A 13,047-nucleotide genomic window follows, 5' to 3' on the forward strand; every position below is an offset into this window, starting at 1 on the left:
TATTACAATTACATAATATTGTATAACATCAATATGGAAAGACAAAAAAATATATTAATAGGAGTATGCGGGGGAATCGCAGCCTATAAATCAGCTTATATTATCTCAAGTTTAAACAAAATGGGACATAATGTTAAGGTCATAATGACAGACAATGCAACTAAATTCATTACCCCATTAACATTAGAGACTCTCTCTAAAAATAAAGTCATTACAAGCTTGTGGAACAGAAGTTATGAAGAAATAGAACACATAAACTTAGCAAGATGGGCTGATCTAATATTAATTATCCCAGCAACATATAACTTTATTTCTAAAATTGCATCTGGCATTGCCGATGATATTTTAAGCATAGTATTATCTGCAAGCACAGCACCAACTTATTTTGCACTAGCAATGAATAACGTAATGTACCAAAATCCCATTTTACAAGAAAACATTAAAAAATTACAAAAATATAATTATAACTTTATTGAACCTGATCAAGGCTTTTTGGCATGTTCTTTAAATGCTATTGGACGTCTTAAGAACGAAAACGATATTTTAAATATCATACTAAATTCACTCATGCCAAAATTACCACTAAAAAACAAAAAAATATTAATAACTGCTTCAAGAACAGAAGAACCATTAGATCCAATTCGTTATTTTTCAAATAAATCAACAGGACAAATGGGCTTCAATATAGGCATTGAAGCACAAAAACTTGGAGCTGATGTTACAATCATTACAGGACCAAGCAATGAAAAAACACCCTATGGAATAAACGTTATTAGAATACAAACAACATCAGAAATGTATCAAGAAGCAATAAAGATATACAAAGAATTTGACATAATAATTGGAGCTGCTGCTGTTGTAGATTTAAGACCTGATACTATTTATAAAACTAAAATCAAAAAAAATAACATAGAAGAATTTAACATTAAATTGGTAAAAAATTTAGACATCATTAAACATATAGGAAAAAATAAAACTAAAAATCAAATTGTCATTGGATTTTGCGCTCAAAAAGATGAAATTTTAATGGAAGAAGCCAAAGAAAAATTAAAAACCAAAAATTTAGACTATATAATTGCAAATGACTTAAAATATTTTGGATCAAACTTAAATAAAATTTACATAATAGACAAAAACAATGTTAAAAAATTTCCAGAAATGTCAAAAAAAGAAACAGCAAAAGAAATTTTAAAAATTTTATATCAATAATTTACTAAAAGTTTTTTTAAATATTCCGAATTGGTTGTTTTCTTAATCTCTTTAAGTTTACCGGAAAGCAATTCTGACTTATTATAAACAGCTCCTTTGATTGAAAGGTTCATCAGATTAATATTTTTACTCTCAATAATCTTAGAATAAAAATCATCAAAATTACCCTTTTTAGATGCAAACAACATAGCAACACTTAAAAGCAATTTTGAAGGTTTATGAATATTTTCCCTGTCCAAAAGATTTAAAGCAATCAAACGAGCAGAATCTATATCTTTATCTAAAAGATAACTAAATACAATAAACTTAAAGTTATGCTCAACATTAAAATCAAACATTATCTTTTCTATAGCCTCATAGCCAGAACCCATATCTACTAAAGCCTTACCAGAAACTTCTCTAACTTTTACAGAAGGATCACTTTTGATTTTATAAATTAACACCTCTTTTGACTCAAGATCATGATGATCCTTAATAGCCTCAACAGCACTAATCCTAATGTTAACATCAGAATCTCTCAAAAAATCATATAAAATATCCTTTGATTTTAAAGACACATCTCTTGAAAGCGCCTCTATAATAGCAATTTTAACATTGTGATTGTTATTATTATCCTGAAGATATAAATGGGCATTTTCTGTTATTTTCTCAGGAGCAAGATATGATAATGCTTTAATAGCTGCAGCCTTAATAGATGGATTTTCATAAATATCAATAGAGATTTCATAAAATCTATCTGCATAATCAATAACATTGGATTTACCAAGAGCAATAAGTATTGCTGATTTAACCCCATCATTACCAGAATATTTATCATAAACATCCATCATCTCTTTAGAATATTCAGGAGAAGAAAGCTCACCAAGATAATAAGCTGAAATAGCTACAACATTTCCCTCTTTATTTTCAAGAATAGAAATAAGGGTTTTCTTCAAAGAATCCTTATCACCTAATTTTTTAAGATATAAAATTGCCAAATTAATCAGATCATTAGGATACCTATTACTCTCATAATTTTCAAGAATATAATTGGCAGCATCAACACCACCTGAATACTCAAGGGCCAAAAACAAGTCAAAAATTGCTCGTTTTAGATCAATATTAAAAGTTTTTTGTAATCTCTTCTCAAGTAAAGCATTATACTCACCATCACCGGATTTTTTAAGACTATTAATAATTTCAATAACCTGAACATCAAGTCCATAGGAAATAACATCATTTACCTGCTTTACATCCAAATTCACATCTCTAGATTTAGGATCTTTAAAAAGATCACTCTCTAAAGAATTTTCTACTTTCTCTTCATTTATTTTAGTTTTAGAATCCAAAAACAGTTGAGTTTTATTTGACAATTTAGGCTTTTTATTCGAAAAAACATCAAACACAATACAAAATAAAAGAACAAAACGCAAATATCTCATGTAATATCTCGACTAATAAATTTAAAAACCTTAATAACACCAAGCAAATAATAACATAATATCAAAATAATAATGTTAATTATACCCACAACACTCAATAAATAAAAATTATTAAAGCTAAATCCTACATCCCACTGAAAATTTTTAAAAAAAGTATAAAATAAATATAAAGGAATAAGAGAAATAGATGACTTAACAAGAGCCATTGTAATTTTATTAAGTTCAAACTTAATCTCATGTCTAAATCCAACAAAATAAAAAATAATAATGCACGCAATAAAAGAAATTGATTGTGCAATAGGCAAAACATCCACCGTCTGATAATACTTAATACCAAAAACTGAGATAACAATATCAATAGCAGAAAAAATAAGATTAAAATAAAGCGGCATTTTTGAATTACGTATCGCAAAATAGTATTTTTGAAACAATCCAAAAATTGAAGAAAATAATAATCCTACTAAAAAGTATTGCAATACACTAACAGTTTTTTGAGTATCATATACGGAAAACTTACCTCCAGTAAGTAATAAATTCAAAATAGGAGCAGCCCAAATGTACATCAAAAATGAAATTGGAACTAAAAGAAAGATAAAAATATTAATCCCCTGATTTAAAATTGAATTTAAGCGTTCTTTATCACCCAAGGAAGCATATTCAGACATCTTAGGAAAAATGACTGTAGAAATAGAAACATAAAAAATTCCCACAGGAAGTTGATAATAAACAATTGCATTACTTAAAACAGAAACACTTCCAATATCTAAGGTTGACGCTAAAGCAAATGAAACTTGCTGAGTAACAATTGCTACCAAAGCCGATAAAATCATATGCGACCATCTCTTTAGAAATCTTAAGAATGACGCATCATTAAAATTAAATATTGGTCTATATGTAAGACCTATATAAATACAATTTATCATCTGAATTACAAACTGCAAAATTCCACCAATAATGACTCCAATAACAGCACTATATATACCATACTGACTAAAAAACAAATATATACTTAATATAATGCCACAAGAAAGCATAACAGGAGCAAAAGATGGTATAAAAAAAACTTTATAAGAATTTAAAACTGATGCAAATATAGATGACAAACTTATGAGCAAGACATAAAATATCAAATAGTTAAATATATAACTGGCTAACTCTAAATGACTCTCTCTATAAGAAGATAAGAAATACATAATTTGCCTAGAAAAAAAAATCATAACACAAATAATAAAACTAATACTTATGACATTAAAAGTGGTAACTCGTCTAAAAAAATTAATAGCATGCCTATCAGATTTTTGTTTCTCATGAGTAAATTCAGGCATAAAAGCTGAAGTCATAGCACCTTCAGATATAATCTTTCTCAAATTATTTGGAATATTAAAAACATAATTAAAAATATCTGCTTCAATGTTTGCTCCAAAATAATAAGAGAATACCTTTATCTTAATAAAACCCATTAAACGCGAAAAAAAGATTGAAATCATAACAATAACCGTAGAAATAGCATCTCTATTCATTCAAACAACCTTCATCATACCTGTCCAAATAAAGCTTTCTAAATTTTGCAAAGTCATCATTCATAATTGCATCTTTAACCTTTTGAATAAGTCTAAACATATAATGAATGTTATGCTCACTAGCCAACATCACTCCAAGTGTTTCTTCTGATTTAAATAAATGCCTCAAATATCCTCTTGAATATCTTGTACATAAAGTGCAAAAACAATCTTCCTCAACAGAACAAGTATCAACATTAAATTCAGATCGCTTAATACGAAGTATCCCATTATCAGTTAAAAGCGAACCATGTCTAGCAATTCTTGTAGGATTAACACAATCAAAAATATCAATACCATTATATATGGCATCCAAAATATAATGAGGCGTACCAATTCCCATCACATACTTTGGCTTATCCTTAGGTATTAGTGAAGAATTATATTCAAGAATTTCTAAATACTTCTCTCTTGGTTCTCCAACAGAAATTCCACCAATCGCAATACCAGGACTATTTAATTCTAAAATTGCTTCAGTACTTCTTTTCCTTAAGTCTTTAAAAAAATTACCCTGTGTTATCAAAAATAAAAGACCACCATATCCCTCTTTTCTATTTTCATAAGCACACAATGTACGACGAGCCCAAGAAGTTGTAATATTTGTATACAAACTTGCCTCACTATAATCAATACCATAAGGACTACAAATATCAAGAGCCATAATAATATCGCTCTCAAAAATTTCTTGCATGCTAAATACACTCTCAGGTGTAAAATAATGTCTAGAACCATCAATATGAGATTTAAAATCCACTCCTTCATCTTCAATTTTTCTAAAATTAGCTAAAGAAAAAACTTGAAATCCCCCAGAATCTGTTAAAAAATTTTTATTCCAAGTCGTAAAATTATGCAAATTTCCATATTTTTTTATTACATCAATACCAGGTCTTAAATACAAGTGATAAGTATTTGCAAGCATCAAATTACATCCCAATTTTTCAAGCACATCATGCTTTAAAGCTTTCATCACACCCAAAGTACCAACAGGCATAAAACATGGCGTTGAAACCTTGCCATGAGGAAGTTCAAGCACACCAAGTCTTGCATTTGAATTTTTATCATTTTTAATAACATTAAACATAAATTTAAAAAACCTACTACTTACATATAAGATTATAAACAACAAAATTAATAATAATAAATAAAAAAGTGGGTAATGCACTTGCAATAAATATAGGAAGATAACCAAGATCCGCTAAAAAGTTAAATACAACGATTGACAGAATATATAAAGCTGAAAATGCAAGACTATTTAACAAACTCCATATAAAAATATTTTTTTTAAAAAAAAGACTTATAAGACTTACAGTAAAACTTAACAATACTAATCTAAATGAAAAAAATACTCTATTAAAAAGATCAAACAAAGCCTCAGAATAATCTAAATCATCTCCTATTAAATCCCCAATCCAGACAATAAGCTTTGAAAAATTCAATGTTTTTGAAGAAAGCCTAATTATTTTAATATATCTAGGATCTAAGTTCACAATATTTTCTCCATCAAGAACTTCATGATAGTTTTCTATAACATCTCGCTCCACTTTATAAAATTCTCTAACACCATAAAGAATCCATTTAGAATCAACCCACTCAGCTCTACCTATATCATACCTTTTCTTAAAACTATCATCATGATCTTTTAAAATAATCATCAAATCAGTAATAACATTAGTCTCAACATTAAAATGCTTAATATTATAAATTTCTCGTGCAAAATTCTTAATAATTATATTTCTATCATTTACACCTTTATTACCCATTTTAATTTTAAGAAATGCATCTCTTTCTGATACAGTATCTATAACCACATAATTATCAAAAAAAAAGAGTACCACGGAAACAGCAAAAGCAAGCATAATTATTGATCTCAATATCCTAGCAACCGAAATACCACAACTAAAGAGACCTAGAATTTCATTTCTCATAGAAAGATTTCCAAGAAGATTAGATACAGCAAAAAGAAAAGACAAAGCAATACCATCTGAGCAAGCTTTGGGAAATAAAAGATAATAAACATAAGCAATATCACTAATACTAAATTCATGTTCAAAATAATTAAAAAGATTCCCAAACATATCAAAAAGTATCATTAAGGTCACAAACATAAAATTCATCAATAAACAAGTCAGTAATATATTATTTATAAAGATCTTATCTACTTTCATCTCTTTAAAAGTCTCAAAAACAGTATTAAACCTGCAATCAATAAGAAAACATTTGGTAAAATAACGATAAAAAAAGGATTTGGAGCATATTGAAAAGTATAAGCCTTTCCCCCCATAAACAATGACCAATAGGCAGAACAAATAAGAACTGAGATAACAAGTTCGAGAATGATAGAATACTTCTTATTTGAGTACATACCCATGCCAAAAGCCAAAAAAATAAAAAATAAAACAGATAATGGCAAAGTAATTTTTTGATAAAATTCCAGATTAAACAAAGCATAATTTTTATTAGCAAGCACATCTTCATAAGGAGCATAATTTATACTCAAATTATAAATATAATTTAAATTTTCAAGAATAGAATTCTCATCGAAAATGTTGTTCTTATCATACAAATAATTTAAATAAATATTTGAAAAATTCACATTTAAAAGCTCTTCTTCTAAATTATTTTTTGCATCCAAATCTCTAACTATCTTATTTTGTCTAACAAGAAGTTTGAAAACATCTCTTACACTCATCTGAGATGGCGCTACATAACTTAATACCCAATGATCACTAAAAGTAACTTGATCAATTGAATATTTCATACGATCAGCATAAAAATAATCATAAAATCCCTTTTCATTTTCTGTTAAAGCAATGGACAAAACATCATTTAAAATAAAATATACTTGGTGATTTTCCTTTTGAATCTCAAGTTCCCTTGCCATAAATATTCTATCATAACCTTTAAGTCTAGTATTATCAAAAAAAGTAACATTCCTGTATCCTGTCTCAGATTTTTCACCCGATACAAATATCAAATCTCCATATTGCTTACTTGAATAAGGTTTTAACACTAAATGAGGTATTTCTTCTTTAATTTCATTGAGAATTTTAAGTCTACCAATTGACCCAAGAGGAAGTAAAAAATCATTAATAATGAAAGAGATTAATACAATAATTACTCCTAATTTTAAAAAAGGAATTAATAAATGAAAAACAGATATTCCAATTGATCTAAAAGCCAACATTTCATTATGAATTTTAAACCTATAAATGGTAAGTATCACTGAAAGTAATGCAGCAAATGGAGGAGAGAGGGCAACTACCATAGGAAGTGAATATATGACATAAATAAACGCTTTAAAAAAAGGTACATAATTTTGAAGAAGTATTCTCATAAAAAAAAGTATTTGGTTAATGAGAAAAATAAAGAGAAAAAACAAAAAAGTAACAACAAAATACTTGAAAAATTCAGCAATTATATAAGATTCATAGTTGTTTTTTAATACTCTCATTTACAAAAACCAAACCATTATTTAAAGTACCAAGTATAACATAATCATCAAAATTTAAAATTTTTATTAAATTTAAACTAATAAGTCCATCACTAGGACCTAAATAATCCCAACTATCACTCACAGTATCATAAATTAATAGACCATGCTCAAAAGTCGCAAACAATAGTTTGCTATCTCTAATTTCCATATCAAGAAAATATCCAATGTTAAAATCATTATTAATATCATATCTTACATACGTATGATTATCTAAATTTATCCTAAAGAGACCCCCTCCATAAGTTCCAATATAATAATCATTATTATGCTTTTTCATAAAATTAATATTTCTCTCACTCTCTACTTTAGCAAAAAAATCTAAATGTTTAACATTATTAAAATCATTCAGATCAATGCTATAAATAGCCTTATTCATTGTTCCAACCAACAATAAATTTTTCTCTTCATTTAAATATAATGATGAGATCCTATTAGAATCAAGTTTAATATAACTCCACTCACCTACATCAGAATAAAACCATAAACCAGAATTTATGGTTCCAACAAAAATTCCATCCTTAACACTCAATAAAACCTGTATGCTACCCAAATTCACTTTCAAAGGTGCCTTAATTTGTTTAACAGGTCCTTCCAAATCATCAATACAATAAAGAAGATTATTTCCACCAATATATATAGAGCCTTTATGCTCTGTAAAACCCTTTAGACCATTTAAAAAAATACTTTTTTTATCTTTAATATAAACTTTATATTCATTATTCTTAATATCATACCTTAAAAGACCACCAAATATATTGGAAACAAAAATATTATTCCCCAATATAAACATATCAAAAATGCTATTATCTAAAAATCCCAAAGCCTCTAAATTTAAATAATTTATACCAAACTTATTATTTAAAAAGTTATAAATTCCACGATCATAACCCGAACTAAGAGAAGCTTTATTAACTTCTTTCAATGCAGATATTGCTCCTACTTTATCCTTAACAAAATATTTAAGCTCAGCAACTCTAAGACTAGCATGCGAATATTTATAATTTTTTAAAAAATTATCAAAATGATACTCAGAAAGATCATAAATTCCCATACCATAATTTAAATATCCAAAAAATAAATTTGCCTTGGCAACCAAATCTTTAGAATAATTTTTTTCATCAGCTACTATTTTATTTAAATAGTAACTGGTTGTACCAAAATCTTGCTTAGCATAACTCTCTCTAGCACTTTTAAAATAAAGACTCTCCTCCTTTAAAAAAGCGTCACTTAAAAAGAAAGATTCATCATCTTTAAGTCCCAATAGATAACCCCTCTCATGAATCTCCAACTCAGCAACATCTAAAACATCTGATTTGTGATTATCCTCTATAAAATCAAGAGAAATTTCAATATTTTCATTAGTAAGACACGACAAAAATAAAAATAAGCTTAACACAATAAGCCTGCCTTTTAAAATATGGTTTATACAATCTACAAATATCATAATATCCTATTAATCTCTAGCTAATTCAAGCTCAATCTTTCCAAATTTATCAATATCAGATATTCTAACTTTAACCATCTGTCCCTCTTCTAATCTTGACACACGAATACCAAATGTACTTCTGTTATCCCTTCCATATCTAGAATGTCTATTGCTGTACCTAGAATGCCTCATATCACCATATCTATCATCTCTAGATCTTGCTCTATTGCTTAAAAAACCTTCTTTAGTAGGAGTAAGTTCAATAAAAGCTCCAAAACTATTAATTTTCTTCACAATCCCTTCATAAACCTCACCAACCTTAGGTTCTTTAACAATGCTCTCTATTTTTGCTTTAGCTTTTTGCATCTTGAAGTCATCAGTCCCAAAAAGAGTAATTCTACCATCTTGTTCAATTTGAACTCTAACTTCAAATTCATCTGTAATTGCTTTAACTGTTTTACCAGTAGCACCAATAACAAGAGAAATTTTATCAATATCAATTTGCAACTGAACAATTTTAGGTGCATTCACAGATATATCATTTCTTGATCTTGAAATTACAGAATCCATAATAGATAGAATATGCATTCTCCCAATTCTTGCCTGTTCAAGAGCATCTCTCATCAATTGTTTTGTAACATTTGAAATTTTAATGTCCATCTGAAAACCAGTAATGCCATTCTTAGTGCCTGCAACTTTAAAATCCATATCACCTAAATGATCTTCTTCTCCAAGGATATCACTCAAAATAACATATTTATCATTACTACTAATAAGTCCCATAGCTATTCCCGCAACTTGTTCTTTAACAGGAACTCCAGCGGCCATTAAAGACATACTTCCAGAACACACGGTTGCCATTGATGAGGAACCATTTGATTCTAATATTTCAGATACCACTCTAATTGTATATGGAAAATCATCTTTTTTAGGCAACATAGCTTCAAGAGATCTTTGTGCTAAATGCCCATGTCCAATCTCACGTCTTCCAGTCATAAGTCTACCTGTCTCACCAACAGAAAACGGCGGGAAATTATAATGAAGCATAAAATTAAGACGCTTATCACCATCAATATCGTCCATTATTTGCTCATCAATACTCGTACCTAGCGTCGTTACAGCCAATGCCTGAGTTTCACCTCTTGTAAAAAGAGCAGAACCATGCGTCCTCTTTAAAAGGTCAACCTCAGCAACAATATCCCTTATTTGTGTAGGAGTTCGACCATCCGTTCTAATATTATTTTCTAAGATTGATTTTCTAACAATTTCTTGTTCAAGCTCATCAAAAGTTTTGTAAAAAAGACTCTCATTCTCCTCATTTATCTGCTCCATAGAAACAAAATGTTCATATGCTTTCTGTTTAACTAACTTTATAGCCTTATCCCTATTAAGCTTTCCCTTTACAAAACAAGCATCTTTAAGTTCAGAATAAATTAAATTTTTAAGCTCATCCTTAAATTCAAAAACCTTTTCTTCATAAGCAAGTGGCAATTTTTCTCTCTCACCTATTAGACATATAAATTCTTTCTGAAGATCACAAATTTGCTTAATATACTCATTAGCCTTATCTATAGCAGCAAGCAACACTTCCTCGCTAACTTCATTAGCACCACCTTCAACCATTGTAATGCCATCCAAACTTCCCGCAACAACAATATCTAAAGCAGAATCCTGTATTTCATCAAAAGAAGGATTTACTACAAACTCATCATTTAAATAAGCTATTCTCACAGCTGCAATAGGACCATTAAATGGAATATCTGACAAAAAAACAGCCGCAAAAGCAGCATTCATCCCCACAATATCAGGAGGATTCATTTGATCCGTAGACAAAGTCGTAGGCACAATCTGAATTTCTCTACCAAATCTTTTATCAAAAAGTGGTCTCATAGGCCTATCTATCAATCTAGAAACAAGCACTTCTTTATCTTTTGGTTTACCTTCCCTCTTAATAAAACCTCCAGGAATCTTTCCTGCAGCATAATATTTTTCATTATATTCAACAGATAAAGGAACAAAATCTAAATTTTCTTTAACTGAATCTGAACAACAAACTGTAGCAAGAACAGTAGAACCACCATAAGTAGCAAGAACTGCCCCATTTGCTTGCTTAGCTAACAACCCTGTTTCCAAAATTAAATCTTCTCTGCCTATTTTCAATTTTAAAACTTTTTTCAAAACCAACCCCTCATTACTTTCTAAGTCCAAGTTTAGATATTAAGGTTCTATAAGCTTCCAAATTCTTTTTTTGATAATATCTTAATAAACTTCTTCTCTGCCCAACTAACTTTAATAAACCTCTCTTAGAGCTATGATCTTTTTTATTATTTTTCAAATGTTCTGTTAAATATCTTATTCTATCTGTAATTAACGCTATTTGCACTTCAACTGAACCTGTATCATTCGAATTCTTTCCGAATTCTGTAATTATTTTTTGTTTCTGTTCTTTACTAATCATAAAAACGGCTCCTATACCATCATAGCAAAGCCTAAAATAGACCATCTTGCTATAATTAAAATCTTCAAAGTAAATTATAATATTTTTTTACTCAAATAACAAAAACAGTCTAACGACTTTCTTGCCAAAGAATTACGCAAACCTAATCAAATTCATCATCAATAATAATTTTAAAGAATATCCAACTATAAAAATCTTATTTCACTCTTATTTAGCTAAAACATTGCAACAAAAACTAATAATTAGTATCTATAAATGAAAAATATCAAAAAATAATAATATACTTATATTTATTTAAACCAATACCATAAATTACTGCCAATATATCTTCATTTTTAGATTTCAAAATTTTAAATTCGCCAATATTAATCAAAATATTAATATAAACACCATTTTTAATAAGCTTAATCATACTACTGCCAACATAAATTTTCTCAAAAAACTTTAAAGATTCTACACTAATTAAAGCATTATCATTAAATTCTTCAAAAAAACAAGCATCATCTAATTTAAAATCACCAACCTGAGTTCTCTTAAGACTCTTTACATAAGCACACGATCCTAAAGAAGACGCCAAATCTCTTGCTATGCTTCTAACATAAGTACCCTTAGAACATTTGATCTTCAATTTTAAAATATGAGAATCAATATTATAATCTAAAATATCAATATCATATATATTTACCCTTCTGGCTTGCAAATCAAAAGACTGTCCACTAAGAGCAAGTTTATACGCTCTTTGTCCATTAACATGAATTGAAGAAAATTTAGGTGGAATTTGAGAAATTTCACCTATTAAAGATCTAATACCAAGCACTATTTCATCTAAACTGGGAACATAATCTGTCGTACTTACTATTTTACCATTAGGATCAAGTGTATCGGTTTCAACGCCAAACTCAAATTCAGATATATACTCTTTATCTAAAGATGTAATATAATTTGAAAGTTTAGTACATTGCCCAATTAAAACAATTAAAAGACCACTTGCAAATTTATCAAGTACACCCGTATGCCCAACGCGACTTGTAGAGAAATATTTTTTTACAGGATAGAGAGCCTCATAAGAGGTTATTCCAACTTTTTTATTTAACAAAATAATTCCATTCATCAAATTTTACTATTCTTCACCAAAATCTAAATTTTCAATTAGTTTATTAACATAAAAAGCTTTAGAAATAGTATCATCTCTTACAAAATTCAATTTTGGAGTATTTTTAACTCTAATACGTTTAGCAATTTCTCTTTGAATAAATCCCTTAGCATTATTTAATGCTTTAACAGCATTATCCAAAGACACACCTTCTTTAATAGAGCCCACAAACACCTTAGAATTAATTAAATCATTTGCAATTTCAACTCTTACAACAGTCAAAAACTCATGTACTCTAGGATCCTTAATGGCTCTTGTTAGTATTAAATTACCAATCTCTTGAATCAATAAACTCTCAAGTTTTGATTTTCTTATTGCTTTTTCCATA

At 28.4% G+C, this 13,047-nt stretch carries 11 protein-coding genes; 1 reads left to right on the forward strand and 10 read right to left on the reverse strand.

The genetic code is table 11. The features are described 5' to 3' along the window. Positions 1-33 precede the first annotated feature (33 nt). A complete protein-coding gene (gene coaBC / locus U881_RS0103525; protein ID WP_024653241.1) occupies positions 34-1,209 on the forward strand; it encodes a bifunctional phosphopantothenoylcysteine decarboxylase/phosphopantothenate--cysteine ligase CoaBC in 1,176 nt (391 codons plus the stop codon). On the opposite strand, the gene U881_RS0103530 is transcribed toward coaBC, so the two are convergent. The 10 genes from U881_RS0103530 to rbfA all read right to left on the reverse strand — a co-directional run bounded on the left by U881_RS0103530 (position 1,203) and on the right by rbfA (position 13,046). Continuing rightward, positions 1,203-2,630: a HEAT repeat domain-containing protein gene (locus U881_RS0103530; protein ID WP_024653242.1), complete on the reverse strand. Its 1,428-nt coding sequence runs from the start codon at positions 2,628-2,630 to the stop codon at positions 1,203-1,205. The genes coaBC and U881_RS0103530 overlap by 7 nt on opposite strands. Next, complete coding sequence (murJ, locus tag U881_RS0103535) at positions 2,627-4,150, reverse strand: murein biosynthesis integral membrane protein MurJ (RefSeq protein WP_024653243.1); 1,524 nt, start codon at positions 4,148-4,150, stop codon at positions 2,627-2,629. The genes U881_RS0103530 and murJ overlap by 4 nt, the downstream gene beginning before the upstream one ends. Then, the gene (gene tgt, locus U881_RS0103540; RefSeq protein WP_024653244.1) at positions 4,143-5,270 is read right to left on the reverse strand and encodes a tRNA guanosine(34) transglycosylase Tgt; all 1,128 of its coding nucleotides are present in this window, start codon (positions 5,268-5,270) and stop codon (positions 4,143-4,145) included. Before tgt ends, murJ begins: the two co-directional genes overlap by 8 nt. A 16-nt stretch (positions 5,271-5,286) precedes the next feature. Beyond that, on the reverse strand, positions 5,287-6,354 hold the full coding sequence (locus U881_RS0103545; RefSeq protein ID WP_024653245.1) for an LptF/LptG family permease: 1,068 nt from the start codon (positions 6,352-6,354) through the stop codon (positions 5,287-5,289). Further along, the gene (locus U881_RS0103550) at positions 6,351-7,640 is read right to left on the reverse strand and encodes an LptF/LptG family permease (RefSeq protein WP_024653246.1); all 1,290 of its coding nucleotides are present in this window, start codon (positions 7,638-7,640) and stop codon (positions 6,351-6,353) included. The genes U881_RS0103545 and U881_RS0103550 overlap by 4 nt, the downstream gene beginning before the upstream one ends. After that, positions 7,615-9,126 carry a hypothetical protein gene (locus U881_RS0103555; RefSeq protein WP_024653247.1) on the reverse strand — a complete coding sequence of 504 codons (1,512 nt, stop codon included), beginning with the start codon at positions 9,124-9,126 and terminating at the stop codon, positions 7,615-7,617. The genes U881_RS0103550 and U881_RS0103555 overlap by 26 nt, the downstream gene beginning before the upstream one ends. Before the next feature lie 9 nt (positions 9,127-9,135). Continuing rightward, positions 9,136-11,286 carry a polyribonucleotide nucleotidyltransferase gene (gene pnp, locus U881_RS0103560; protein ID WP_024653248.1) on the reverse strand — a complete coding sequence of 717 codons (2,151 nt, stop codon included), beginning with the start codon at positions 11,284-11,286 and terminating at the stop codon, positions 9,136-9,138. Positions 11,287-11,299: 13 nt separating this feature from the next. After that, positions 11,300-11,566 carry a 30S ribosomal protein S15 gene (gene rpsO / locus U881_RS0103565; protein ID WP_014696616.1) on the reverse strand — a complete coding sequence of 89 codons (267 nt, stop codon included), beginning with the start codon at positions 11,564-11,566 and terminating at the stop codon, positions 11,300-11,302. 265 nt (positions 11,567-11,831) lie between these two features. After that, positions 11,832-12,680, reverse strand: a complete 849-nt coding sequence (gene truB / locus U881_RS0103570) for a tRNA pseudouridine(55) synthase TruB (RefSeq protein ID WP_024653249.1) — start codon at positions 12,678-12,680, stop codon at positions 11,832-11,834. A 6-nt stretch (positions 12,681-12,686) separates the two neighbouring features. Continuing rightward, a complete protein-coding gene (rbfA, locus tag U881_RS0103575) occupies positions 12,687-13,046 on the reverse strand; it encodes a 30S ribosome-binding factor RbfA (RefSeq protein WP_024653250.1) in 360 nt (119 codons plus the stop codon). Position 13,047 lies beyond the last annotated feature (1 nt).

This window comes from Borrelia persica No12, assembly GCF_000500045.1.
In the GTDB taxonomy this organism is placed as follows: domain Bacteria; phylum Spirochaetota; class Spirochaetia; order Borreliales; family Borreliaceae; genus Borrelia; species Borrelia persica.